The organism is Legionella sp. MW5194 (assembly GCF_016864235.1).
Taxonomy (GTDB): Bacteria; Pseudomonadota; Gammaproteobacteria; order Legionellales; family Legionellaceae; genus Legionella_C.
Window position 1 is genome coordinate 278,902 of sequence record NZ_CP045732.1, and the last position, 26,874, is coordinate 305,775.

Below are 26,874 nucleotides of genomic sequence, written 5' to 3' on the forward strand. Positions count from 1 at the left end.
GCGACCAGTTGTTTATTATTTTTTACAAGGAGCTAACCGTGAAAGCGGCCAGTGAGTAGTATGTTGAATTTTATAAAGCGCAAGTGATTTTGCAATGAATTAAAGCCTCTGAACCCCATCGCAAAGGGCGAAATGGGATTCATTGAGGTATTAAAGAATGCGCACCAGCCATTATTTTTGCAGCGATTTAAGCGTCGCAAGGACATCATCGACATGGCCCGGTACGCTGACTTTGCGCCATTCGTGCCTTAAAACACCTTGCGGGTCGATGAGGAACGTACTGCGTTCGATGCCGCGTACTTCTTTCCCGTACAGCGACTTCATTTTAATGACATCAAAAAGTTGACAGATTTCTTCGTCTTTATCGCTGATTAATTCAAAGGGAAATTGCTGGTTGCATTTAAAGCTGTCATGTGATTTTAGCGAATCACGCGAGATGCCGAAAATTTCAGTATTTAATGCCTGGAATGCAGGGTAGGCGTCGCGGAAATTTTGTCCTTCCACGGTACAACCCGGCGTAGAATCCTTAGGATAGAAATAAAGAACAATCCATTTTCCCTGATAGTCACTTAAACTGGCTGAAAGACCATTGGTCGCGGTAAATGAAAAAGCAGGTATTTTTTCACCTATATTCATTGTGTATCTTGTCCTTACGTGAAGTCGTCTCTATTTAAAATACACGAGAACAAGACCGCCTGCAAAGCCGCTCAAGAGATGCACTGGATGCGGACAGAATTGCTTTCTGGTGTATAATTCCTCCTCTTTGTTAACAATGATAAGCAGATTATGACTACTCACAAAGCGTCAGACGCCTCCATTGCCGTCAATAAAAAGGCGCGATTTGATTATTTTATTGAGGATGAACTTGAAGCCGGCGTGGTGCTTGAAGGCTGGGAGGTCAAGAGCCTGCGCGCCGGAAAGATCAACCTGTCCGATGCGCACGTCATCCTTAAGTACGGTGAAGCCTTTTTGCTTGGTGCGCAAATCCAACCCTTGCCTACAGCTTCTGCGCACACGCTGCCCGACGCAACCCGCACGCGTAAGCTATTATTAAACAGGCGTGAATTGAGTAGACTGATTGGCAGTGTTGAGCGGCAAGGTTACACCATTGTTCCGCTGTCGCTGTACTGGAGCAAAAACCGCATCAAAATCAAAATCGCGCTGGCGAAGGGTAAGAAAACCCATGACAAGCGTGATGCGATTAAAGACCGCGATTGGCAGCGTGATCGCGCCCGGTTGCTCAAGAAAAAATAACAGACCCCATGCGTTGACAAGCGTGTACTGTCAGGGATAATGGTGGTAAGTTGCTAGAAATTTGCTGCTAGTTTTTTTCACGCGTGAACCTGACTGAGTAATTTCTATCGCATTGCAGGGATTCAATGGATTAATGATTCTAAGGAGAGATCATGCCTAATTTTGCCAGACTCTGTAAATGGTTATGTCTTACGCTCGTCTGCCTGCCCCTCTCGCTTCACGCGGGTAAAACCATCCAATCCATGGTGGTTTTTGGTGACAGCCTGTCCGATACCGGCAACACCACTCACCTGCTGAAAAGTTTAAGGCAGGAAGAAAGCCCCGCCTACCTGGTTCGTCCCTTAAAAGTCTTTGTCATCAACAAGATGACCGAATTTGCTTATGATTATTACGTACCGCAAATGGTGCTTGACGCCGGCATTGAGATAGTCAACAACTACTTTGATACAGAGTTCGGGCCGTTCCTGGCTTCCGTGATCAGCAAAGTGAGAAAAGTACCTGTCCTCCCGGGCGAACCCTATTGGCAAAATCATTTTTCCAATGGCCGCGTCTGGAATGAATACCTGGCGCCCATGTTGGCCCTTGATCGCGAAGACAATGGGGATTTCACCAACCAGGCTTTCGGTGGCAGCTGGGCTGTGACCTACGATTATCAACTGACGGTATGGAATCTTATCCGCCATCCTTTAAATACGTTAAAGACCCTGATCGTTGGGAAACTGATTCCGCCAAGCCTGGGGCTGACGGTACAGGCCTACCTGTTAATGAACGAAGTACTGGATGATCGTACGGCTTATTTCGTCTTTACTGGCGCTAACGATTACTTGAATGTGCTGGTGTTTGAAGACAATTACAATCCGGCGGTCATGAGCGCCTACATTGATAATGTACTCGACGGGATTGTTTCAGGTGTAAATAAATTGACCAAGGCTGGCGCACGGCATGTCATCATCATGGGCTTGCCAGACGTTGGCTTCACGCCAAAATTTGTTCACACCACCGACAAGCCGGTATTGAGTGCGGCCATTAAACTGCATAACGAGCGTCTGGCGGCCCGTATTGAAACCCTGCGTCAGGCACAACCTGAGGTTAATTTCCTCTACATCGACATCAACCCGCTGTTGCAGAAAGCCCTGGACCATCCAGCGGATTATGGCTTGACCAATATTACCGACGCCTGCATTGACGTCAAACTGCCGATGTTTGGCGCGTTTGCTGCATCCCCTTATGCACGCAATTACGTCTTGTTGTATGCTCAGGTTCTGCAATACCGCGATGCCAGTTTTAAGCGCGGCGAGCGCAATTATCATGTCTGTGATACGCCGGATAATTACCTCTTCTGGGATGAAATTCATCCAACAACACGCGCTCATCGTTACCTGGCTTATGAAATCTGTGAGGTAATGAAAGCCAATGGCTATAAAACAAACTGCCATCAACCGTCTACTATTTAGTATATCTGCGGTATTGTGGCATACTTGGCCATTTTTCAAATGATTAAGACGCCAGCATGCAGGGTTATGCTGGCGACCTGTCAAAGAATTGGGGTAAGGAGTGGACTATGTGCGGGATTATGGGAGCAACCTCTCAACGTGATATCAGCAAAATATTACTGGAAGGGTTAAGACGTCTGGAATACCGCGGTTATGATTCTGCCGGCATTGCGGTTATCGACAAGACAGGCCGGCTGAAGCGGGTCCGAATCCAGGGCAAGGTCCAGGCATTGGCTGATGCCATGCAGGAAGTATCCATTCATGGCACAATCGGCATCGCGCACACGCGCTGGGCAACCCACGGTAAACCCTGTGAAGAAAATGCCCATCCTCATCTTTCCCACGATGAAATTGCCGTGGTTCACAATGGCATCATTGAAAATTATGAATCCCTGCGTAAAAAATTGCAGAACGCCGGTTATCAGTTCAATTCTGAAACCGATTCAGAAGTGGCGGCACACTTGATCCATTACCATTACCAGCAACATGAAAACCTGTTGACCGCCGTGCAGGATGCCGCTGCCGAGATGCATGGCGCCTTCGCTCTGGGTGTCATTCACCAGAAACGGCCGCAGGAACTGGTTGCGGTACGCAAAGGAAGTCCGTTGGTTGTCGGGATGGGAATCGGCGAACAATTCATTGCCTCGGATCCGCTGGCACTGCGATCCTTTGCGCAATCGGTCATTTTTCTTGATGAAGGCGACAGCGCCCTGCTGACGGCCAATGAAGTGCATGTTTTTGACCACAGCAAAAAGCCGGTACAACGTCAGCGTCATCCGCTCGATAATGACAGTCAGACTGCCAGCAAGGGTAACTATCGCCATTTTATGCTGAAGGAAATCCACGAACAAAGTAAAGTACTGGCCGATACCCTGGAAGGGCGTATTGTCAGCCTGGATGTGCTCAAGGCCAGTTTTGGTGAGCATGCGGCGGCCATTTTCCCCGACGTCAAACAGATTCACATTGTGGCTTGCGGCACCAGTTATCATGCCGGTTTGACGGCCCGCTATTGGCTTGAATCCCTGACTGGTCTACCCACTCAAGTTGAAATTGCCAGCGAATACCGCTACCGGGATGTGGTCGTCGGCGATAATACCCTGTTCATAGCCATTTCCCAATCCGGCGAAACGGCGGATACGCTGGCCGCGTTATACAAGGCAAAATCCTTAAATTATTTATCTACCCTGGCCATTTGTAATGTGGCTACCAGCACCTTGGTGCGCGAAGCTGAGTGCGTTTTCCTGACACGTGCTGGCATCGAAATCGGTGTGGCCTCGACCAAAGCCTTTACGACGCAATTGGCTGCCTTACTGATGCTGTCGGCTGTGCTATGCCGCGATGAGCGGGCAAAAACCGTATTGACGCAGTTGCAGGAATTGCCGGCTTGTTGTGAGCGTGCCTTGAAAATGAATAAGGCCATTGAATCATTGTCTTCTCTTTTTGTGAATAAATCCCATACCTTATTCCTGGGACGAGGCGTGCAATACCCTGTCGCTCTGGAAGGGGCTCTGAAGCTGAAAGAAATTTCCTATATTCACGCGGAGGCTTACCCTGCCGGTGAGTTGAAGCACGGTCCGCTGGCTTTGGTTGACAATGAAATGCCAGTTATTGCCGTTGCCCCCAATGATGAATTGCTGGATAAACTAAAATCCAATCTGCATGAAGTCAGCGCCCGGGGCGGTCAATTGGTGGTTTTTGTGGATGATTCCCAAACCTGGGAATCCAATGGCGCACGCCTGATTCCCGTTCCTTCCTGTGGTCAATGGGTGGCGCCCATTGTGTACACCATTCCGCTGCAATTATTGGCTTATCATGTGGCAGTGGCGAAAGGAACAGACGTGGATCAGCCGCGTAACCTCGCCAAGTCGGTGACGGTGGAGTGAATAAAGGAAAACAATTCTGGCACGCGCTGTGGGAAAGCGGCAATCTCCCTTTCCACCGCAAGTCCGTGAATGAGGACTTAATTCAATTCTGGCCGTCCCTTAAAATGGCGGATAATCCCTCCATTTTAGTCCCTTTGTGCGGCAAGAGTCTGGATTTGTTGTGGCTGGTGGAGCACGGGGCCAGGGTCACTGGCATTGAATTAAGCGAGCTTGCCGTGCAGCAACTGGCCGCTGAAAATCACCTCCCTCTTAAACAACAGGCCATAGACGATTGCCTGTGCTATTCATCACCGGCATTAACACTCTGGGTCCATGATCTGTTTACACTGCCTCAACGCCTCATTGAACCCGCGGATGGGCTTTATGATCGCGGAGCGCTCGTGGCCTTGCCCGCGGTGCTACGGGCTGCGTACACGTCCCGCTGCCTGCAGTGGTTAAAACCAAAAGGCCGCATTTTACTGAAAACCTTAACCTACAATCAGACGCTGATGGAGGGACCGCCTTACAGCGTCACCCCGAATGACTTAACCGCTCTGTACCCTGGCTGCGCACTGCAATTGCTTAAGGAAAACCCACGTCGCATGGATGAGTCCGATTCGCTGTTTGTGCGCGGATTGCGGGAGGTTATCGATTATGTCTGGTTAATTGAAAGGAATTAACCAAAGGCCACAAAGTAGTATATAATGCTTTCGTTTTTTTTATCATCATGTTTTTCGGGGAACTGAATGAGTCAAGAGATGTTGTCTACGGCAGCGACAATTGCCCAGGAGCTTAAAGTAAAGGTGTCGCAGGTAGAAACCGCCATTCGCCTGCTGGATGAAGGCGCGACCGTACCTTTTATTGCCCGCTATCGTAAAGAAGCGACAGAGGGCCTCGATGACACTCAATTAAGACAACTGGCGGAGCGTCTGCTTTATCTGCGTGAACTGGATGAGCGCCGCGCCGTGATTCTGCAGTCCATCCGTGAGCAGGAAAAATTAACGCCGGAACTGGAACAGGCCATTCTTACTGCGGACACTAAAACCCGCCTGGAAGATCTCTACCTGCCGCATCGTCCCAAGCGGCGTACCAAGGCGCAATTGGCCCGCGAAGCAGGACTTGAACCGCTGGCGATGACCCTCTGGCAGGAGCCCGGGCATGATCCCGAAACGTATGCGCAGCAATTCATTAATGCCGAGGCTGGCATTGCTGATGCGAAAGCCGCACTCGAAGGCGCAAGACAGATTTTAATGGAGCGGTTTGCCGAAGATCCGGAATTACTCAACGAGCTCCGGGAATACCTCTGGCAGCATGCCGTGCTTAAATCCACTGGAGAGGCAAAGGACAAAAAAGACGCAGCGAATAAATTTGCCGATTATTTTGACTATGCAGAACCGATTAAAAAAATCCCCTCCCACCGCGCGCTGGCATTATTCCGTGGCCGACGCGAAAGCGTTTTACAAATCGGCCTGCACCTGGTTGATGATGTGGAGTACGGCGAGAGAAGGGTGGCTACTTATTTCAACATCAGTCATCAGGAACGTGCTGCGGATAACTGGCTGTTTGATACCGTACGCATGACCTGGAAAATCAAATTATTCACCAAGCTGGAACTCGAATTACTGGCGCGTTTACGTGAATCGGCCGATGAAGAGGCGATCCACGTGTTCGCACGTAATCTGCGCGGTCTGCTGTTGGCTGCTCCGGCTGGCCCACGCATTACCATCGGTCTTGATCCCGGTATACGCACGGGTGTAAAAGTGGTAGTCGTCGACATCACCGGCAAATTGCTGGATTACACCACCGTTTTCCCATTTGCCCCGCAGAATGAATGGCATCAGGCCATCGCTGAACTGGCAAAACTGGCCGCCAAACACCACGTTAACCTCTTAAGCATTGGCAACGGCACCGGCTCCCGCGAAACGGAACGACTGGTGGCGGACATGATTAAAATGTACCCCGATTTGAAATTAAACAAAGTGCTGGTGAGTGAAGCTGGCGCCTCCGTTTACTCTGCCTCCGAACTGGCGGCGAACGAGTTTCCGGATTTGGATGTCAGTCTGCGCGGCGCGGTGTCCATCGCCAGACGGTTACAGGATCCGTTGGCAGAATTGGTTAAAATCGAGCCAAAAGCAATTGGTGTCGGCCAATACCAGCATGACGTGAACCAGACTCGTCTGGCACGAAGCCTGGACGGTGTGGTCGAGGATTGTGTGAATGCAGTGGGTGTCGATGTCAATACGGCCTCCGTGGCCCTGTTGACCCGTGTGTCCGGTTTAAACGAAACCCTGGCAAAGAATCTGGTTGAATACCGCGATCAGCATGGCGCTTTTGTTGATCGTAACCAGTTAAAACAGGTTCCGCGCATGGGCGAAAAAACCTTCCAGCAGGCCGCGGGTTTCTTACGCATCATGAATGGCAGTAACCCCCTGGATGCCTCCGCAGTTCACCCGGAAGCCTATGCACTGGTGGAACGCATTCTGTCTGATAAAAAAATGACGATTACCCAAGTCATTGGTAATCATGATTTGTTAACCAGCGTCAATGCCGCCGACTACGTGGATGAGCAGTTTGGATTGCCGACCGTTCGTGACGTGTTGCGTGAACTCGAAAAACCCGGCCGCGATCCTCGCCCGGAATTCAAGACCGTTAATTTCAAAGAAGGCGTTGAAGACATCAGTCATCTGGAAGAAGGCATGATTCTCGAAGGGGTCATCAGCAATGTCACCAATTTCGGTGCTTTTGTGGATATTGGGGTTCATCAGGATGGGTTGGTTCACATTTCAGCCATGACCAATCGGTTTATTACCGATCCGCACACCGTGGTGAAAGCGGGTGATATCGTCAAGGTGAAAGTCGTTGAGGTTGACAAAGAGCGTCGTCGCATTGGTTTGAGCATGAAACTCGATGAAGCCAGACCGGTCGTTGTACACAAAAAAGTCAGTAAGCCTCAGGCTAAAAAAGCACCTGTGGTTAAAAAAGACGATGCCCGTAAAAAGGAAGACAGACGCCAGGTGCAACCGGCGAAAAAGGGCGTGTTTAACACCGCCATGGCGGATGCCCTGGCTAAACTGAAACCGGGATCATAGCATGACGCCTCGCGGTGAAATTACCATTCAAACTTTGGCCATGCCGGCGGATACCAATGCCAATGGCGATATTTTTGGCGGATGGATTGTTTCTCAAATGGATTTGGCTGCCGGCGTGCTGGCTAAAAAACTGGCGCGTGGGCGTGTTGCGACGGTAGCCATTCATTCCATGACCTTTTTAAAACCTGTGCACGTGGGTGATGTGGTCAGTTGTCACGTGGAACTAATAAAGCGAGGCACAACGTCAATGACCATTGCTGTCGAAGTCTGGGCAGAACCGGCTGCCGTTTCGGGGCGCTACCAGGTGACCGAGGGAACCTTTGTTTTTGTGGCCATTGACGAAGAAGGAAAATCAAGAAAGGTACCTGATTCGGAATGACTATTGAACTGGAACACTTAAAAAAATGGATCGCCAGCATGGCAGCCCTCATTGAAAAAGATGGTGATCCAGAACCCCAGCATTACACGCCTTTTTTGCAGGAACCTGAATTGGCTTTGCGTCTGGTCGATTTAATTGAGGAGTTGGACGAGTCTTCCTATGATGAAGAGCGGCCTTATTATTCAGCCTGCGTGTTTGCACTGGATATATGTGTTGCCCAACTGCAGGCTGCCCATGAAAACGGCAACAAAGCCGGTGGCAAAATCCTGACTCACTTAATGGATTACATGGCCGAAACCATCAATAAAACCAAACACACGCTAAGCTTTTGGCTGCCCATTCTTAATGCGTTTTACGAGGTACATGTTGAATTGTCATCTCGCCTTAAAGAAGCCTATTTAAATCTGGCAGGCGAAGAAGAGGAATTAACCCCGGAAGAAGAGGCCAATCATTTAAGTGCTATCAAAGACATGATTCAGGAACTGTCCGACTTGTCTGTGTTTGATATTGCTGAGAATTTTTTTGCGCAAAGCTATGCCATGCCGGATGACTTTTTTTCCGATTTGGTGATTGATCTATACAGCATTGAGGAGGGTCAGGATATTGCCTTGCTCCTGTTGCTTCATCCCAAGCCGCATGTGCGCCAGGTGGTTGTGGATACCATCGCCCAAATCATTGAAAGCATTACTTTCTCGTCCATCTCGTTGTCGCGCCTGCAGGTTATCAAAAGCTGGTATCCGTCGTCTTATCAGGAGCAGTTTAATTCCTGGATAAAAATTCAGCGAAAAAAAGGCGTCATTTTTCATCCGCTGGGCACCCAGCCGGTTTTTCGTGTAAAAGCCAGTGAAGTCGATGGCAGCGGCGCGCAGGGTTTGTTTGTGCATTTAAAAAAATACCGCGGTAATCGTCTGGGCGGTTTATTATTAAAGCAGGAGATCGGCGTTAAGGATGCCTGGATTACGCCGATCATTACGGCGAAGCAAGTGACCAGCTATTACGATGAAGCCTTTGATGAGACGGTGACCTTACGTGAAGTCGATAGCGATTATTTTGTGTTAATCACCAACCATTTTCTGGCCATTACCCTCGCGCAAGGCGCGATGCCTGATTTGCATTTATTTGAAATTCAGGAACTTCTGGGTTTGCATTTTGTGCCGGAGTTCATTGATGTGGCTGCCGTAATGGAAGAAATCAGTATTCAAATTGCCCCGTTTACTCAGGCGGCCATGGACGCGTCATTCAAGCGTTCGCGCGGTTGGCTGACGACCAAGAAATTCACAGAGTCCTGGTACATCGAAAATGCTCACGTCGACAAACTGGTGAATCGCTCAAGCAGTTTTGTAGAGGGGATAAGGGTTTGCGACATTGAAACCGCCATGGAAGCCGTTTTTGAACATGAAATGGAGAAAAACCGTGACAAGTGGTTGTTTCATTTCTTATGGATCACGTTGTGGATGAAAGCCAAAACGCGTAAAACGGAGAAGTTATGGCAGGACAGTTTTTTTATTGCCTACGCTATCCAGCAGGGGACGCCACTTCATACCATCCCTGTGATGCAGGAAATTTGTCGTCAAACCGTGATCAATAGTGCGGAGACGATGAATGAACGGCGGACTCACCTGAACCAGGAATAATTTCCTGCCGTTTCTCCAGGCAGTGATGAGATCAAACCATGATGTTATCGATGGACGAAATCAAACAACGACTCAATGCCATGACCTTTGATCTTGGTCAGGGCGATGCGGTGACCCTCTCGTTTTCTTTCACGACCCAATTGCGGTTTGGCGTCCATTTTCTGCAACGAATACGTATCGCCAAAAGGTATGGGACGGTTATTGGCGAACTGATTGTGCCTGGTTGTGAGCCTCAGCTCTACGTCTGGTGGGATCAGTCGCCTCATCCAGCACCGTTACCCCTGCGTACAACACTGCTAAAGGAGATCGATTCATTTAACCGCATGCATCCCCTTCAGGTGGTGAAATACATGGCGAAACGCTTTAACAATTGCCCTATTAAAACCCTGATGATGGCGGGCAACTACCCCTTGGGGCCGAATGACCTCCCATCCCTGTTTCATACCAACCAGTTAAGTGTTATTGAGCGTGGGGAGGAGCACTGGTCTGACTGGTTGGTTATGGCCTGCTTTTATTTTGAGACGGTCTCACAAGGCATTGAGACCTACCTGCAATCGCATGCTCAGTTGCCGCTTGATGTAATGGAAGCGGTGGGGGCTTACTCCATTGATTCAGGATTGGATTGGCAGGATTTTCCACTGTTTTATTCAAGTCAGGATATCGCAAGCGAAATCGACGGCATCAACCGACAGTTGGACTATTTGCAGTCACAGGCCACGCTGCCGGCTGCTTTGACTTCACAACGGGAATCAAGGGAAAAACTGGTGGCCCTGCTCATGGCGCCCCTGCAAGAACGGCACGCACTTCTTAAGCAGTACCAACGGGTTCCTCTCATGAGGGCTTGGCAGGAGGAGCCAAAGCAATTGCAAGCAAAACAGACGTTTGAAAGGCTTTTTTCCAACCTGCATTATCGTCATTTTGATGCCCACTCACGGATCATGCAGTTCCTTTTTAACACCTGGATTGAAATTCAGGGGCAACTGAACGATCACCAGCAAGGTCAAAATCAGGTCATTTTACAGAAGTTAAGTGAGTACGCTTATCATGAAGCATTAAAAGAAACGCCCCTGGCCGGACGTGATGTCGGACAAGACTCGTCACCCTGGCCTCCTTATTATTTGTGGGCCTTTGTTTTTGCACTGAGTCAGGGCGATGCCTTTGTTAAAAAAACCTGTACCCACCTGTTGATCAATGCCCTGTTGCCTGAACACGTGGACAGGCTGGTTCTGATTGATTTTGAGCAGTGGTGTGAAAAAAATCAGGCGGGAGTCTGTTTACTGCACGATCATTTGCTAAAAAATGAACACTTTAACCGCTTGAGAGGGGAGCTATTCGCCCATGGCCAGCAAACCTTTCAATTCGAAATGGTCAAATTGATGTTTTATGCCGTCAAAGCCATGGTTGCACTCAACAAGGCAACACCGGAAATCGCTGCCGCACGGTTTGCCAACGAGGCGCTACCTGCCTTGTCCGAGCTTATTCTAAACGGTCATCAGCCCGCGATTGATTTTATTGTCGCCGGCTTACAGGAACCCTCGCAGATCGGTGTTTTCTTTGGACTGGATTATAACCTGGCCATTGCCCTGGTAAGTCATTATGTGGACGACAATGACTTGCCCAAGGCCTGGTCTTTTTTTAGACGACTGGAGCAGTTTACCTGTGCCTCGGGGATTAAACGGCAGGCGCTTGCAACGGAAACAGTGGCTTTGCTGCACATTGTATTTGATGACAAAGCCCGTGAAGCCGGTCTTCATGTCCTTATTGAACAGGCTAAATTCGGCGCCTCGGATTTAATGAAAGACGAGGCGGTGAATGCGCTTCAGCGAGCAGGGCAATTGATCCCTGTTGCGGCATTGGCCTGTGTCAGGTATTTTATTGAGGTCCGGGAGCCCAGAGACAACAGGATTTTAAAATTCATGCGCCTTGCAGCCGAAGCGGATCCGGCTGAAACGGCTTATCTGAATTACCTTTTTTTGCGGCAGCGGAAAATGATGGCCCCGGAATCATTGATTAAAGCCGCCTCCTGGGGACATCGCCTAGCCTGCAGCGAACTGGAAAATTACATGGGCCGCTATGTTGAGGAAAAGAATACGGAACTGGTCAAGGATTTTTTTATCCCGGCTCTGCTGGATGGAAAAATACAAAAATACCTGCCGTGTGACCTTGTTGTAAAAACAGTGATTCTCATGATTGATACCCAGACTGAGGATGACAAACCGGCGTATACGGCGAAGATGATGTCATTGTTTATTCGCGCCTTGAAAAGAGAAAACCCGCCCAACCGTAACACATTGATTACCATGCTTCTGGCAAAGTCAGAAGGCCGGTTTTCCGCCGAACAATGCAATGAGCTGTCTCAGGCTATCGATCACAGTCTCCTGCCAGAGAAGGCATTGACAACTCCTGAAGCACAAGGGGTGGCCAGCCTGTCGTTTGCCAGGAAAAAAGGCCTCTTTGTCAGGGAGAAGTTGAGCAAAGAGATTAACGACACCAGGGAGCCCCCCGCTTCTTCTCCTGGTACGCCCCCGCTGTAGGTCATGCTTCTATTAAGCAATATTGATGTGCCTTCTGCGATCTTGACATATCCGGTGTTTTACGATCTGTGGATAACTTTGTTCATAAATTTGTTGGTCACCCACAAAAAAAGGCAAAAATCAAAATAAGTAATTGATTTTAATAAAATTAATCATTTTGGGGTTGGTAGGTTATTCGCAAGCGACTCTGTGGATAACAGTGTGAATGAATGATTGAATTCAAGAAAAAACAAGGGGTAAACCCATGCCCGTGCCTTGGTGCACGGGCACGATGGTTTACCTGTGAGGCAGGGTGCTTGTTGTGTAATGCGGGGCCATTTGACTAACCAGTTCCAGAAGAATCATTTGGGCAATGAGCTGGTCAATCATCCGTTCCATGCTGGGAGCATGGTGCGTTTTGATTGAGATAAATTCCGGAGCGGAGGAATTGCCTCTGTGATAGCGATAGGATTCAGCTTTCTCTTCCCGATGCAGATGAGCATCAAAATCGGTAAACAGATTAAACAGAGTCCGCAGTGGTGTAGGGGTCGTGTAAATAAAAAACGGGGCGTGTTCTGGGCCTGGTTTGAAGGTACTGGCATCCGAGGGTGAATTATAAAACCGGTAATAGGTTGGGGCTGGGCGTGGATAAAAACGATGCGAATCGTAATTGTCCTGGTTGGAAGCCCTTCTGGTCGGCTGAGGCCTGTGCGTCTGTTCTTCACGGGGCTGCGGCTGAGGTCTGTGAGCGTGTTCTTCACGGGGCTTCGGCTGAGGTCGTCTGGGTGCACTGTGTTGTTGTGCCTGAACAGGATTTCCCTGTTCATCAATGAAGCCTGCATCGTATTGAGCGCGTTGGTGGTTATCACTTAAAATGCTGTAGGCAGCACCAACTTCCTTGAATTTTGCTTCAGCCGATGGATCGTTCTGATTCTTGTCAGGATGGTGTTGCAGCGCCTTTTTGCGATAGGCTTTGCGTATGTCATCCTCTGAACATTGTTCAGTGTTGAGTCCAAGGATTTCGTATAATTTCTTAGGCATTATTACTCCAACGACGTAAATATATCTGAATTATAAGCCACTAAACTTAAGTCAATATTATGTGAGTGATTTTTCATGAGAAACCGATTAAGGGCCGTGATCACAGGGTTTCTTTTTAGCTGTGGTATCACAGCAGACCTTGCCATGAGAAGCTAGTGATTCTGAACAAGCAATTCTTTAGCATGCAGCCGGGTTTGTTCCGTGATGGTCAGTCCGCCGAGCATACGGGCAATTTCATTGATTTTATCGCTTTCTTCAAGCGCGATAATCTGGGAAAAAGTCTCATTGTGTTCACTGTGTTTTTCCACTACAAAATGATGATGAGCGGCAGAGGCAACCTGCGGCTGATGCGTGACACAAAAAACCTGGAGACGCTTGCCCAATTTTCGCAATAATTGACCGACCAATGCGGCTGTTGCGCCGCCAATACCGACGTCCACTTCATCAAATAACAAGGTGGGTGTGGCACCGCGTTGGGCTGTTACCATCTGGATTGCCAGGCTGATGCGTGACAGTTCACCACCCGAAGCAATTTTGCTCAGTAAGTCCGACGGCATACCGGGATTAGTGCAGACTTTGTATTCGACTTTGTCCATGCCATGCGCCTGCATCTTGTCAAGTGCGCTGATTTCGATTTCAACCCGTCCTTTTGGCATACCCAATTGCTGGATAATGCGGGTAATTTCCTGGGACAGTTTTTCTGCAGCCAGTTTTCGGGCGTTGGATAACTGCGCCGCAGCCTCCTGATAATGCCGGGTGCAGCGATCATATTCCTGCTGCAGGAAGGAGGCGCGCTGCTCTTTATTTTGTAATTGCTCGAATTCGTCCTGCAGTTGCCTGGCGTGTTGGGGCAGCGCATTGGCATCAACATGGTATTTGCGTGCGGCCTGATGCAACGCGCTGAGCCTCAGTTCGACGGTTTGCAGGCGCTCCGGGTCAAGCTGTACCTGATTGGTGAATTCGCGAATTTCATTTAAGGCTTCTTCACATTGAATCAGTGCATTATTAATGAGTTCCGCTGCATTTTTAATGGTCTGTTGCTCCTGGGGCAGCTGATTCATGGACTGCAAAACCTGATTTAAGGCCCGATTGATATTGAGCTCGTCATTGTCATTGAGCAAAGACAGGATTTGTTGACTGTGAGTTAAGTAATCGTTAGCGTGATGCAGAAGCTGATGTTCTTCGCTTAGGGATTGCATTTCGCCTTCATAGGAATTTAAAGCCTGCAATTCATCGATCTGGAACTGCAACAACTCCAGACGATCCGAATGGGCATCCTGATTTTTAAGATGGTCCATTTCCTGTTTAATCGTCAGGCATTGCTTATAAAGAGCCTGAACCTGCTGCAAACATTCATCATGACCGGCATAATCATCAAGCTGCTGACGGTGAGTCGCGTGATGCAGCAGCGTTTGATGCTGATGTTGGCCGTGAATATGAACCAGCATTTCGCTGAATTCCTTGACCTTTTGCAGGGGAAACGGTTGACCGTTGATGTAGGATTTTGAGCGGCCTTCCGCATAGATTACTCGCCGCAAAATGATTTCCCCGGCTTCGCAGTCAATGTCGTGCTCCTCAAGCCATTTAGCCGGTTCGGAGGTTTTATCAATGTGGAAGGTCGCGCTGATGTCGCATTTGTCTTCGCCTGTGCGTAATGTGGAAGCATCACCACGGCCGCCTAAGGCCAGCATCAGGGCGTCAATCATAATCGATTTACCAGCGCCAGTTTCTCCAGTGAATGCGGTCATCCCCTGGGAAAAATCCAGGTCAAGCTGTTTGACAATGGCAAAATTTTCAATGCGCAAGGAGGTGAGCATGTTTATCCCTGGTGTTTTGATTCCCAGCCGAGTTTAATCCGTAATGTATCATAATAATGGTAATCGGCGGGATGTAACAAGCGGAGTTGTTGCGCATTTTTTTCGACAGAAACCTGTTGTCCCGGTTTAACCAACCGTGATTCATGCCCGTCGCAGCTGATGCGCAAATCCGTTTCATTTAATTCACTGATGACTAAGTCCACCTTTGCCTGGCCATCGATAACCAGAGGCCTTGAACTTAAACTGTGTGAAAACATTGGTACCAGGACCATGGCATTCAACTGGGGATGCATGATCGGGCCGCCAGCCGACAGGGCATAGGCAGTGGAACCCGTAGGAGTAGAAATAATCAAGCCATCCGAGCGGTAATGACAGACGTACTGTTGATTGATGTACACGTCGAATTCGATGAGGTGGGTTTCACTGCCACGACCCAGTACAACGTCATTTAAGGCATCCCCCTGGAAGTAGGTGTTTTCATCATCATGGATACGGGTTTGCAGTAAAAAACGGTGCTCCTCCCTGTATTGGCCTCCGAGCACGGTGTCCAATTGTTTTTCCATGTCTTTCGGATTAATGTCCGTCAGGAAGCCCAGGCGGCCGCGGTTGATGCCAATGACCGGCACATTGACTTTAATGGCCATGCGCGCAGCCGATAACAGGCTGCCATCGCCGCCGACCACAATAATTAAATCCTGTTTTTTTCCCATGCAGGAGCGTTCAAGGACCGGGAGGTTCAGTTTAAAATGTAAGGCAGTCTCCGTATCCTGATAGGTCTCGATTTTCTGATGATGTAAAAAGTTAACCAGGCGCTCAATGCTCTCATTGACGCCCTGGTTGGCACGGTGTTGGCGTGCGTAAATGATAATGCGTTGGAATTTTTGTTTCATATCAGGCCAGACTATTACCTGTCAGGAACGGGGACCCTGTGTTTGATCCTAGCACATTCCTGACCTATAAACAGGGTGGCCGCTGCAGGAAACGCACCGCCCACTCCCTTTTTACTCCTCAGCGCTGGCGCGTGAAGCCCGTTTACGCTCGTGTTCCTTCAGCGCTTTTTTGCGCAGACGGATGGATTGCGGGGTGACTTCCACCAGTTCGTCATCGTCAATGAATTCCAGAGCCTGTTCCAGTGACAGTTTGATAGGCGGCGTCAGAATGATGTTTTCATCGCTGCCTGCGGCTCGGATATTGGTCAATTGTTTTTCTTTGGTGACATTGACTACGAGGTCATTATCTCGAGAGTGAATGCCGACGATCATGCCTTCATAGCACATGGTTTGCGGTTCGATGAACAAGCGGCCACGCTCCTGCAGGTTAAACAGGGCAAACGCACGAGCGGCGCCGTTGCAGTTGGCAATCAATACGCCATTCACGCGTTGACCCAGGCGGCCGCGATGCGCAGGGCCGTAATGGTCATACACATGGTACATTAATCCTGTGCCGGATGTGCTGGACAGAAATTCAGTGTGAAAGCCGATTAAGCCGCGGGTAGGAATCATGTAGTCGAGTCGTACACGGCTTTTACCGTCAGGAATCATGTTCTGCATTTCGCCGCGCCGCTCGCCGAGCTTTTCCATAATTGCACCCTGATGGGTTTCTTCCACGTCCACGGTTAAACGTTCGTAAGGCTCCAGCTGCTCGCCATTTTCTTCGCGCATGATCACTTCAGGCTTTGAAATGGCCAATTCATACCCCTCGCGGCGCATGTTTTCGATGAGAATGGACAAATGCAGTTCGCCGCGACCGGAGACGCGGAATTTGTCCGGATCTTCAGTGTCTTCAACCCGTAAAGCCACGTTATGCAGTAATTCGGTTTGCAGACGCTCGCGTACCTTGCGGCTGGTGATGAACTTGCCTTCCTGCCCGGCAAAAGGCGAGTCGTTAATCTGAAACGTCATGCTGATGGTGGGTTCATCCACGGTCAATGCCGGCAGGGCTTCAACCTGGTTGGGATCGCAGAGGGTGTCAGAAATGTTAAGCTGTTCAATTCCCGTGATGGCGACGATGTCGCCGGCGCTGGCGTCTTCCACTTCGACGCGATCAAGCCCTTTAAAGCCTAGTAATTGCAAAATACGGCCGCTGCGGATATTGCCATCTTTATCAATAACCTTCACCGGCGATTTGCTTTTGATCCTGCCACGGGTAATCCGGCCGATGCCAATGGTGCCTACGTAAGAGGAATAGTCCAGTGAACTGATCTGCATCTGAAAAGGACCATTCTCATCCACATCGGGTGGCGAGACGCGATCAATGATGGTTTGCAGCAACGCGTCCATGTCGCTGGCTTCATCATCCAAATCAAGCTTGGCGTAGCCATTTAAAGCGGAAGCATACACCACCGGGAAATCAAGTTGTGTATCATTGGCACCCAGATTGTCAAACAGATCGAACACCTGATCCATGACCCAATGCGGTCTGGCGCCGGGTCGATCGATTTTGTTAATTACCACAATCGGATTTAAGCCGCGGGCAAAGGCTTTCTGGGTGACAAAGCGCGTTTGCGGCATGGGCCCATCCACGGCATCAACCAGCAGCAGCACGCTGTCGACCATGGAGAGAATACGCTCCACCTCGCCGCCAAAATCAGCATGGCCGGGGGTGTCGACAATATTAATCTGATGATCGCGCCAGTGAACGGAGGTGTTCTTGGCAAGAATGGTGATGCCGCGTTCTTTTTCCAGGGCGTTGGAATCCATCAGGCGTTCCACTTTGGGGGCGCGCTCATTTAAAGTACCGGTTTGCTGTAACAGTTTATCAACCAGGGTTGTTTTGCCATGATCAACGTGAGCAATGATGGCGATGTTGCGAATTCTCTCAATCATATAAGACCTTTTGCGGTGAAGCAGACTCTAGCGTATTGCGGCTTATCCGTTATAAAAGCAAGCCATGTGTTCAGGGATTCGCCATTATACATGGGTTGAGGCATAAATCCTATTGGAAACTTGCCAGGACTGTGTAGTATGTGAATCCAGATTGAGCTCGTCTCGGGTTTGCTGCTGTATTGTGCAATGTCCGGGCAGTAGGAATGCTAATGATAAGTAATAAATCATGAAGACTAATAAATCAAAAATTATATGCCCCACTTGTGGCAAATCAGACACCTGGCGTTTGGATAATCCGTACAAGCCCTTTTGTTCCTACCGCTGTAAATTAATTGATTTAGGGGAGTGGGCCAGTGAATCACGAAAAATTCCCGGCGATCCCACCAACCTGGACAATGTCCAGGACAGTGACGGTTCAGGCGAATAGCCACGGCCAAGGTTGACTTAAAAATGATCTAAATGGTACTATATTTGACATTTTGCTGTCAGATAATTTCCCCATGCGCTCTCAATTTGAATATTCAGGTCACCCGATTTATCCCACTGCCCCTCGAACCTGGCGAGTGTTTATCCGAGCGGATGATTTGGATGCTGAGTCGGTTCGATCATTGAATACCCTGCCTGAATACAGGGTTTGTCCTGCCCTGCATATGAATTTGGGTACGGCCGACTTGCCTCAACGGGCTTACATCGACTCGGGTTATGTCAGTGCCTTTGAGTTTCACGATAACAGTGCTTTAAAGGCGGCCAATGCGTATTTGGCCTATAAAAACGTCCATTTCATTTTTATTCCTGAAGCACTCTGTGATTCGATCCATCTAACCGGCGGCACAAGAGGGTTTGAAAAAAACGGTAAAACGACTCATCCTCGACGCGAAGAGGGTTCTTCCTGGCAAATTCCGGTTCGTAATGCCGTTATTCCGCAAATTTTTAATACCGATAACATGTCAGTTGCGTTAAAAGAAGGAGACTCTCGTTCAAGTTGTGAAGTATTAATTGGCGGGAATTGGAAGGATTATGCTGTTTGCTTTACCTTGCCCAAAAGTCTCTCCAGAGAAATCGCCGGCCACGAACCTCAGGATATTGCGACTCTCGAGCGGCTGTTAAGACGAAGCGGCAGCCTCCCGTATCTGCTCAATCCCGATCGCTCCATAAGCTATGCCCAACGGGAAGCAATCGCTACCCAGGCAAAGCAATTGCAAACCTGGTGGAAAACGCTGGGAGAGGAGCGACAATTGCTTTGCTTTATGCACGCGGTGCTTGAGGGTAACGCGTATCGAGAGCCAAATCCTGAAAAGGAACCCCGTTTTACGCGCGAGCTATGGGCTGTGCATCTCAGGCTGAATGACATGATGAGCAGGACGCCTTCCGCGCGCCATTACCTCAATGCCCTGCAATGGGTGATAACACGTCTGCATGGTCAATTGCTCCCCTTTCATCCGTCCTATCACCACCTGTTTAATCGGTTCGTGCAGGAATTTAAAGAGGCGGTTCATCAGCAAAATGAGGGTGAAATGCAACAACGCATTCATTATCTTAATACCGTTGATAAGGCCCTGCAGGCGGAAGCCCAGTTCTGGAAATGCCTAGGACAGTGTAACCATCAGCAATTCTTACCTCGACAGCATTACAGACTCATCTTGAACAGTGCCGCAGCTTTCAGCCGATGGTCTCTTGCACGTCGAACGAAAAAGAGCTCATCGAAAAATCCATGTACGTCAAATCGGTAACCGAAGCTCTGCAAAAGGAATTCACTTTTTTTAAGCATTATCAAATCACTCGCCAATTAATGAACCTGGAGCAATTCAGGACAGGCAGGGAACACTCGTTTATATTCCATCTGGTGGAATGGTATAACGTGTGGGTGGATAAAAGTGACGGTTTGTTTAAGTCACTGTCTCCGGAAGCACTGAATCAACAGGCAAAAACCTGTGCAAAGACACAAATGGCTTTGATTAAACTGCAACACCTATTTGACCAGTGTAATGCCCGAGGCGCTGACATCAATCGGGAGAAATCCAATCATGGATTCAGGCAATTGGTTGCCAGGGTGACCAATCAGTTGGAGCAGGCATTGAGCGCGGGAACTTCCCTGGATGTTGGCCGATACATCGATGAAGCGACGCATTATTTGCTTATTCTGCTGGCTCAGCGTTTGGGTTCGCAACGCAATGCGTTCTTCAATGAAAAAATGCACTCCACTCAACTGCAAAATCTGGATAGAATTCCGAAACCCCAGGTAGAAGAAGCCAAACCGCCCATAATGGAAATCAATTAACATCGAATTGAATTCGCTTGCCAGTTTCATTGATTTTAAGGTTCAATACGGGGTCTGGTCTTTACGTTTTGATGCAAATTCACAAGGAATTGATATGCTTAAAGTCAGTGGCTTAAAAAAGCTCCGCTTACTGAGTTTAATACAAGGAATGGTTATGATGACAAGTACACTTGCTGGCAGCGGTCGCGGCGATTTTCACGTCCTGTATCAGGGACAGTCCGTTGACGATTTGATTATTCAGTACATGGCAGAACACAATATTCCCGGGATGTCCCTAGCGATTGTGCAGGCGCCTTATATTACCCGTGTGGTTGGTTACGGTTTAGCCAACACCGACAGCAAACGCCTGGTAGCCACGCACAGTGTTTTCCCCATTGGCCAAATGACCAATGCCTATACGGCGGTTGCGATTATGCAATTGAAAGAAATGGGCAAATTGCAGCTCGATGATGCGCTTTCCAACCATTTAAAGGATATTCCCTCCTCCTGGCAGGGAATCACACTTCGACAGCTCATTACCCATTCTTCCGGTTTACCGGATTATCGCGAAAGCCCCGGTTTTGATTACAGCAAGGACTATACACCGTCACAATGGCTGGAGCTGATTAAAAATACCCCCATTCTGTTCAAACCAGGAACCCAAAGTCGAGCCAGCGCCACGAATAATTACCTGCTGGGTCTTGTCATCGAAAAAGCTAGCGGCATGACTTATCAGGAGTTTGTCAGCAAGAATCAGATTGAACGCATGTCACTTAAACATACCTTTTTTGTCGGCGACGAGAAAACCATTGATAATGAAGTCAAGGATGACAAAGCAGGCTTTAAACATCAGCAATTTCTTAAAAATCGGGTGTATATTAACCCGATCGAGCCTGTTACCGGGTATGAACAAACCGAGCAGAAACTGTCCCCGTCCAAGCCATTAAGCTGGACTGCCACCTTTGCTGACAGCGGCATTATCGCCTCGGCCGAAGACATCAGTTTGTGGGATATTGGTTTGGCTGGCGGCATCCTGGTTCAGGATCCAGCCGACAGAGAATTCCTCTATCATCCGGTGACTGTGAATGGTCAAACCATACCAGGCAATGCAGGATGGCTGTTCCCCGGTCATCCCGGGTTTATGGAGATAAAGGGTCACTTGCCGGGTTATTCGTCGTTCCTGAGCCGTTTTACAGCACCCACGGAATTGGTTTGTGTAACTCTGCTGGCGAATAAGGGCGGATTAGCTGATTTGGATATTCTCGGGCGAAAAATTGCCGGTGCTTTCGATTACAATCTGGCCGCGCCTGTTGGAGCGGTTTGGTCCGAGACCCTGCAAAGCCCTTATTCCGTCAGTGAAACCATGAATCGGGTGGCTGCCATCATCAAAAAACAGGGCGGGACGGTATTTGCCCGCATTGATCACAGCGGCGAAGCTGAAAAAGCCGGACAATCCTTACCAGAGACGCAGGTTCTGATTATTGGTAATCCCGCGAAAGGCACGGCCCTCATGCAGGCGAATGCGGCCTTTGCACTGGATCTGCCGTTACGGATTATGGCGACTGAGGATGAGAAAAAACAGGTCTGGTTAAGCTTCACCGATCCGGTAAAACTGGCCTCACAATACCACCTCACACCCGAACAACTGCCGGTATTAAAGCCAATGAGCCTGGGATTAAACCGGATTTGTCAGCAGGCCGTGAGTACAACCACGATTCCTGCCTCTCCCTGAGGCAGGAAATCCGATTAATTGGGGTTAAACGGGACGATGGCGGTTTCGCTGTTTTCGATCTGCGGCGTTTCGGGCTCGTTGCCATTCTCCAGGTGCAAATCAGAACCGTCAGTAATGGTCAGTACGTCGGTATCGGACATTGCTTCCAATAAAGGCAAGCCCTGCTCTTGCCGGGACGGCTGATCTTGTGCGGTGGGCTGTTGAACAGTTGGAGTCTGGGTATCAGCCGGGTTTTGGCTGAATAAGCCCAATATTTTATTGGTTATTTGATGGTTAAACTCCAATACCCATCGCAGCAGCTGATCGACCCACTCCTGATTAGGATCCTTGTCTTCGCCTTTTTTAGCCGCGGGTGTCATAAAATCGTAAAGAGAATCATTCCATTCCTGGGCACGATTTTTGTCTTTAACCGTGGATTTTTTAGCCGGTGTTGCCTCCGCTTCAGCTTTAGCCTTGGGTTGTTGGGGAACGGCGGTATTGTCGGCGTCTTTTTTCTTGGTGTCCGGGGTGGTAGACGGTTGAGCGTCTTTCCCGAGATCATCCTTTTTGTCTTTATCCTTATCCTGGCCTTTGTCCTCGGTCCTATTCTCTTTCTTACCAGGAGCAGGATCTGAAGAGGAAAGATCGTATTGCCGGCGTTTCTCCCCATCTACTAAAACCGAATAAGCTTCCCCCAGTTTTTTAAACACCTCTTCGGCGTCGGGTTCCTGGTATTTATCGGGATGAACCAACAAAGCCGCTTTTTTATAGGCTTTTTTGATGTCCTCAAGGCTCGCGGTCGGAGGCACGCCCAGTACCTCGTAAAAATTTTTGGCTGTCTTGATGCGCTCAGCTGTGGGATTTTCTGCTTTCGGGGCGGCATCTTCTGGTGTTGAGGACATGTGAATCTCGTATAAACCAACTTATGTAAATAATAGCACATGCCTCTTTCAGATCATGCCGTTTTGTTTTTCTTAACACACCGTTTACAAAAAACATTGGCGTGGTTTGGCAAGGCCGCTTAAGCGCAGGGCATTTTATTGAGCAGGGTAATGAATAATGTCATGGAAAAAGGCGCTTTTATCCTGAGTATTGCGGTAGCCGTGGGGTTTGCTGGCATCAAAACGAAGCCCATCGCCCGGGTGAAGCACATGCCAGTCCTGATGAATCAGAATGTCAACGGTTCCCTCAATTACAATGATGTGTTCAATCACCCCGGGTTCATGCGGCGTGGATAATTGCTCGCAGTGCGGTAACAGTTCAATCATAAAGCATTCAAAGCGCAGTTCCGGATCAAAGGGGAACAAGGAGGTGATTTTGAGTTGCTCATCCGCATGCTGCAATGCCTGCTGGGGTTGGGGGCGGTAAAGGGTTGCGGTGGCGTCACGTGGGCTGTCTTCAAGAAACGAAGAGAAAGACACATGAAAGCCGCTGGCAATTTTCCATAAAGTGGCCACTGTCGGGCTTGATTCCAGGCGTTCGATTTGGCCAAGCATTGCCTTGCTGACGCCAGTTTCCTGAGCCGCCTTGTCGAGACTCCAGCCGCGCTGTTGGCGAAGGGTTTTTAAGTGATTGGCGATGTGTTGTGCAAAAATGTCCAAAATTTTCCCTCTCAACGCTTGTGCGCTATAACGCACGATGTTATTCTTCAGTTGTGCGCTATAACGCACAGTAATGTATTCTGTATTTAATCATGAGGTGGCGCGATGTTGAAGTATTTTTCCATAAGTCATGCCGCAGCCGGCTTTATCGCGGTGATGGTGGGGTTTACCAGCTCAGCCGCCATTGTTTTTCAGGCGGCCGCCGCCGCTGGCGCAGACAAGGCGGAAATCAGTTCATGGCTTTTAGCCTTGGGACTTGGCACATCCTTAAGCACCATGGGATTGTCCTTCTATTACCGCATGCCGGTCTTGACCGCCTGGTCCACGCCCGGTGCCGTCTTGCTGATGACCAGTCTCGCTGGCCTTTCCCTGCCTCAGGCGGTCGCTGCCTTTATGGTAACTGGCTTACTGACGTTGATTGCCGGCTTAAGTGGCTATTTTGAAAAAGTAATGGATTACATTCCGCGTGACCTGGTGGCGGCCATGCTCGCCGGGGTTCTGCTTCATTTTGGGCTGAATGTGTTTACCAGTTGGCAGGATGATCCCGGCTTGGTTACGGCTCTGCTGGCCAGTTATTTATTGGGGAAACGTTTTTTCCCCCGCTACGTGATGGTGGGGGTGCTTGCCGTCGGTCTGCTGTTTGCCTACTGTCAGGGTTTATTTACTCATACTTTGATTCAGCATGGGTTGACCCGTCCTGTGTGGGTGGAACCTGAATGGTCCTGGCCGCTTTTATTCAGCGTGAGCCTGCCTTTGTTTATTGTCACCATGACCTCGCAGAATATTCCAGGCATTGCCGTTCTTCATGCGGAAGGTTACCGCCCGCCCGTCTCCGCCTTAATTAGCTTGACTGGGCTCACGAATGTGTTATTCGCGCCTTTCGGCGGCTTTTCCTGTAACCTCGCAGCAATTACCGCCGCGATTTGTGCGGGTAAAGAAGCTGGCCGTGATCCTGATTTACGGTATCTCGCCAGTCTCTGGGCCGGCGTCTTTTATTTATTGATGGGCCTGTTTGCAGCAGCGATGGTGGATGTCCTCGCCTCTTTTCCAAAGGTTCTTATCACAACGATCGCGGGCTTGGCCCTCTTTGCTACTATCAGCAGTAATTTACAAGCCGCGTTTACAGACGCCCATCGTCGTGAAGCCGCGTTGCTGACCTTGATGATCAGCACCTCCGGGATTACTATTTTAGGAATGGGCGCGGCATTCTGGGGATTAGCGGCAGGCATCGTTGCCAATGGGCTTCAGAAAAAGCCGCTTCGTGCAATGACAACCCATGGAGAATAAGCAGCGTGCCATTCAACAGAAGGCGGTATCACCTGGATACGTCACTGTCTCCAACCCACTTCAATTTAAGCCGCTGGTTGTCGCAGCAGGGATGGAAGGCTACGCGCTTTAACAGCCTGTCCAGTATCAATGACAAGGTGTTGTTGTTTAACGAAGCGGCTGCGCAGACACTGGAATACAAGCATTTGCTGGCAAAACTTGTCGCGAACTATTGTCCACACGTCGCGCCCCAAACCTTTTGCATTGATGATGGCAATTGGCAGGAGGTAGTGCATCGTTTGCTCTGCATTCATGCCCAGTTGCCACCTCAGGAAAAATTAGCCTGGATCTTAAAACCGGCCTTGTTAAACAACGGACAACACATACACGTGTTTAACACGCCAGAGGCATTAGCCGCACATTACGTACAGTCGAAACGCATGGGCGGTATGCATGTTCTACAGCGTTATTTATGCCCTCATTTATTAAGGGATGATCGTAAATACAGCATCCGTTTGTTTGGGATTCTGACCAACTACGATGGCGCTTATTGTTATAAAGACGGTTACTTTAATGTCGCTCTGCATCCTTATGTGGAGGATTATTCTGATTTGAGGCCCCACTTAACCAATGAACATTTGCTCGATCCTAAGGTCAATGTCATTCAGATTCCGGCCAGTCGGTTTGCGCAATTCAGTCACTATCTGCCGCAAATTGACGCAATTCTGCAACAAGTATTGCGAGGATTGCACTCTGATTTTCCTGAGGCTTTTCGTTGCAGCAGGCAACGAACCCTTGCTCTTTTTGGTTTTGATTTTATGGTGGACAATCATGAGCGGCTATGGTTACTGGAAGCCAATCACGGTCCCTGTTTCCCAATCGATGACCACCATCCGCTTCAGGGTCCTTTGTATCAGGGGTTTTGGCAAGGACTGATTCACAGTTTTATTGAACCCATTGCTGACAACCGCCCTGTCAACCGCATTGATTACCCTCATTTTAACAAAGTCCTTTGACGATTTGTTCAGGTTAACTGATGTTCCGCTTTCCATTGTGACCAGGGGCCTGAATACCCCTTAAGACGAGCCTCGGCATACTCATAAAAACGTTGCAGAAACTGAAGCCGCTCCTGATAGTAGGGGGTCAGGTCGGGATCAGTACGCACAATCTGGGTTAAATCATAATAGGGTGGGATGGCCGCCAGCCGTTCAATGATGTCATTGAATGAAGCCTTGTCGGCGTTGTTTAACATATCGTACATGGCGAGCAGTGTGGTGGAGCGCCCCTTGCCGCCACGGCAATGCACATGAAGCCACATGCCTTTCGGCAATTTCTTGACCAGGGAAACGAAGGTATCAACTTCTTTATCCAGGGGGGCGCGGTGATCGGTGACCGGGAGACGGCGATAGGCAAAGCCTGTTTGAGTGACCTGCTCCTTTTCGCTGAGCAGGGTTTCAACAGCAATGGAATGGCCGGTGCCGTAATCTTTTTTGGCGAATTGCTGAACGGTCAGCACGTTGTCTATTTTTTTTAAGGACGACAGGCGTGCCAGCCATTGCGTCTCCGTTGCAATGGATTCTTCCGCGGTTTTACCGAGATTCAACCAGTTATGAAGATCACAGAGGGTGATGGCATTGCCATTCAGGTAGCCATGGTTTTCCTGACGCAAATCAAGCACCAGAACCTGATGGGGTTCAATGCCCGCCCGGGAGCGAATGTAATCCGCCACCTGTTGCCATCCCTGGCTGCCTGGCTCAGCACTTAATGACATGCGCAGGTTTTCAACACCGGCGAGATTGCCGTGGTAGTAATCGCTAATCATCAAGGTATCCCGCAGGCTGCCCACAGGCGATGTTGGGGTTTCGGTGTCCTGTACGATGCAGGGTTTCTCACGCGTCGCTTCGCAGGTGAGGGGATCATTAAAGGAAAAAACAGGGTGGATTGACGCGGCCCATCCCAGGAGTAATAACGTGATCTTCAATTTAATCATGAGAGTCACTCGCAAGTGCCAAATTGCTCTCAGTCTAGGTAAAAAACGCTGGTTCTTCAATAGTTTAAGCCGGTGAATGCTGGCCTCGATAGCAATCCATTGACAGAAAAAGCACCCGTTTGATTACTCAATGTTGACTAAT

Annotated in this window: 22 protein-coding genes; 14 read left to right on the forward strand and 8 right to left on the reverse strand. The window is 49.2% G+C overall.

The window, feature by feature from the left end; all coding sequences use genetic code 11:
- Positions 1 to 171: 171 nt before the first annotated feature.
- Positions 172 to 636 carry a peroxiredoxin gene (locus GH742_RS01340; protein ID WP_203455820.1) on the reverse strand — a complete coding sequence of 155 codons (465 nt, stop codon included), beginning with the start codon at positions 634 to 636 and terminating at the stop codon, positions 172 to 174.
- A gap of 150 nt (positions 637 to 786) precedes the next feature.
- Here GH742_RS01340 and smpB point away from each other — a divergent pair, with 150 nt between their 5' ends.
- The 8 genes from smpB to GH742_RS01380 all read left to right on the forward strand — a co-directional run bounded on the left by smpB (position 787) and on the right by GH742_RS01380 (position 12,245).
- Entirely contained in the window at positions 787 to 1,254 is a 468-nt protein-coding gene (smpB, locus tag GH742_RS01345) for an SsrA-binding protein SmpB (RefSeq protein WP_203455821.1), read from the forward strand.
- Between the two features lie 152 nt (positions 1,255 to 1,406).
- Positions 1,407 to 2,708 carry a lysophospholipase/glycerophospholipid:cholesterol acyltransferase PlaC gene (gene plaC, locus GH742_RS01350; RefSeq protein ID WP_203455822.1) on the forward strand — a complete coding sequence of 434 codons (1,302 nt, stop codon included), beginning with the start codon at positions 1,407 to 1,409 and terminating at the stop codon, positions 2,706 to 2,708.
- Between the two features lie 107 nt (positions 2,709 to 2,815).
- Positions 2,816 to 4,630, forward strand: a complete 1,815-nt coding sequence (glmS, locus tag GH742_RS01355; protein WP_203455823.1) for a glutamine--fructose-6-phosphate transaminase (isomerizing) — start codon at positions 2,816 to 2,818, stop codon at positions 4,628 to 4,630.
- Entirely contained in the window at positions 4,627 to 5,289 is a 663-nt protein-coding gene (locus GH742_RS01360; RefSeq protein WP_203455824.1) for a thiopurine S-methyltransferase, read from the forward strand. The genes glmS and GH742_RS01360 overlap by 4 nt, the downstream gene beginning before the upstream one ends.
- A 66-nt stretch (positions 5,290 to 5,355) precedes the next feature.
- Positions 5,356 to 7,698, forward strand: a complete 2,343-nt coding sequence (locus tag GH742_RS01365) for a Tex family protein (RefSeq protein WP_203455825.1) — start codon at positions 5,356 to 5,358, stop codon at positions 7,696 to 7,698.
- A 1-nt stretch (position 7,699) separates the two neighbouring features.
- Positions 7,700 to 8,077 carry an acyl-CoA thioester hydrolase YciA gene (gene yciA, locus GH742_RS01370; RefSeq protein ID WP_203455826.1) on the forward strand — a complete coding sequence of 126 codons (378 nt, stop codon included), beginning with the start codon at positions 7,700 to 7,702 and terminating at the stop codon, positions 8,075 to 8,077.
- A complete protein-coding gene (locus GH742_RS01375; protein ID WP_203455827.1) occupies positions 8,074 to 9,711 on the forward strand; it encodes a hypothetical protein in 1,638 nt (545 codons plus the stop codon). The genes yciA and GH742_RS01375 overlap by 4 nt, the downstream gene beginning before the upstream one ends.
- Positions 9,712 to 9,749: 38 nt before the next feature.
- Positions 9,750 to 12,245, forward strand: coding sequence for a hypothetical protein (locus tag GH742_RS01380; RefSeq protein WP_203455828.1), 2,496 nt, complete (start codon positions 9,750 to 9,752; stop codon positions 12,243 to 12,245).
- A gap of 276 nt (positions 12,246 to 12,521) precedes the next feature.
- Here GH742_RS01380 and GH742_RS01385 read toward each other — a convergent pair whose 3' ends face one another.
- From GH742_RS01385 to typA, 4 genes are all read right to left on the reverse strand, one after another.
- On the reverse strand, positions 12,522 to 13,265 hold the full coding sequence (locus GH742_RS01385) for a DnaJ domain-containing protein (RefSeq protein WP_203455829.1): 744 nt from the start codon (positions 13,263 to 13,265) through the stop codon (positions 12,522 to 12,524).
- 152 nt (positions 13,266 to 13,417) lie between these two features.
- Positions 13,418 to 15,082 carry a DNA repair protein RecN gene (recN, locus tag GH742_RS01390; protein WP_203455830.1) on the reverse strand — a complete coding sequence of 555 codons (1,665 nt, stop codon included), beginning with the start codon at positions 15,080 to 15,082 and terminating at the stop codon, positions 13,418 to 13,420.
- A 2-nt stretch (positions 15,083 to 15,084) separates the two neighbouring features.
- Entirely contained in the window at positions 15,085 to 15,972 is an 888-nt protein-coding gene (locus GH742_RS01395; RefSeq protein ID WP_203455831.1) for an NAD(+) kinase, read from the reverse strand.
- 111 nt (positions 15,973 to 16,083) lie between these two features.
- On the reverse strand, positions 16,084 to 17,907 hold the full coding sequence (gene typA / locus GH742_RS01400) for a translational GTPase TypA (protein ID WP_203455832.1): 1,824 nt from the start codon (positions 17,905 to 17,907) through the stop codon (positions 16,084 to 16,086).
- A gap of 226 nt (positions 17,908 to 18,133) precedes the next feature.
- Here typA and GH742_RS01405 point away from each other — a divergent pair, with 226 nt between their 5' ends.
- The 4 genes from GH742_RS01405 to GH742_RS01420 all read left to right on the forward strand — a co-directional run bounded on the left by GH742_RS01405 (position 18,134) and on the right by GH742_RS01420 (position 21,896).
- Positions 18,134 to 18,334, forward strand: coding sequence for a DNA gyrase inhibitor YacG (locus GH742_RS01405; protein ID WP_203455833.1), 201 nt, complete (start codon positions 18,134 to 18,136; stop codon positions 18,332 to 18,334).
- A 73-nt stretch (positions 18,335 to 18,407) separates the two neighbouring features.
- Positions 18,408 to 19,637, forward strand: a complete 1,230-nt coding sequence (locus tag GH742_RS01410) for a hypothetical protein (protein WP_203455834.1) — start codon at positions 18,408 to 18,410, stop codon at positions 19,635 to 19,637.
- The gene (locus GH742_RS01415; RefSeq protein ID WP_203455835.1) at positions 19,619 to 20,185 is read left to right on the forward strand and encodes a hypothetical protein; all 567 of its coding nucleotides are present in this window, start codon (positions 19,619 to 19,621) and stop codon (positions 20,183 to 20,185) included. Before GH742_RS01410 ends, GH742_RS01415 begins: the two co-directional genes overlap by 19 nt.
- A gap of 154 nt (positions 20,186 to 20,339) precedes the next feature.
- Entirely contained in the window at positions 20,340 to 21,896 is a 1,557-nt protein-coding gene (locus GH742_RS01420) for a serine hydrolase (protein WP_239005244.1), read from the forward strand.
- A 14-nt stretch (positions 21,897 to 21,910) separates the two neighbouring features.
- On the opposite strand, the gene GH742_RS01425 is transcribed toward GH742_RS01420, so the two are convergent.
- Both GH742_RS01425 and GH742_RS01430 read right to left on the reverse strand, forming a co-directional pair.
- Positions 21,911 to 22,777: a J domain-containing protein gene (locus GH742_RS01425; RefSeq protein WP_203455836.1), complete on the reverse strand. Its 867-nt coding sequence runs from the start codon at positions 22,775 to 22,777 to the stop codon at positions 21,911 to 21,913.
- Between the two features lie 135 nt (positions 22,778 to 22,912).
- Positions 22,913 to 23,476: a helix-turn-helix domain-containing protein gene (locus GH742_RS01430; protein WP_203455837.1), complete on the reverse strand. Its 564-nt coding sequence runs from the start codon at positions 23,474 to 23,476 to the stop codon at positions 22,913 to 22,915.
- Between the two features lie 105 nt (positions 23,477 to 23,581).
- Here GH742_RS01430 and GH742_RS01435 point away from each other — a divergent pair, with 105 nt between their 5' ends.
- Positions 23,582 to 24,763 (forward strand): benzoate/H(+) symporter BenE family transporter, encoded by a 1,182-nt coding sequence (locus tag GH742_RS01435; protein ID WP_203455838.1) that lies wholly within the window; start codon positions 23,582 to 23,584, stop codon positions 24,761 to 24,763.
- Between the two features lie 5 nt (positions 24,764 to 24,768).
- Positions 24,769 to 25,758: a tubulin-tyrosine ligase gene (locus GH742_RS01440; protein ID WP_203455839.1), complete on the forward strand. Its 990-nt coding sequence runs from the start codon at positions 24,769 to 24,771 to the stop codon at positions 25,756 to 25,758.
- An 8-nt stretch (positions 25,759 to 25,766) separates the two neighbouring features.
- On the opposite strand, the gene GH742_RS01445 is transcribed toward GH742_RS01440, so the two are convergent.
- The gene (locus GH742_RS01445; protein ID WP_203455840.1) at positions 25,767 to 26,732 is read right to left on the reverse strand and encodes a tyrosine protein phosphatase; all 966 of its coding nucleotides are present in this window, start codon (positions 26,730 to 26,732) and stop codon (positions 25,767 to 25,769) included.
- Positions 26,733 to 26,874 lie beyond the last annotated feature (142 nt).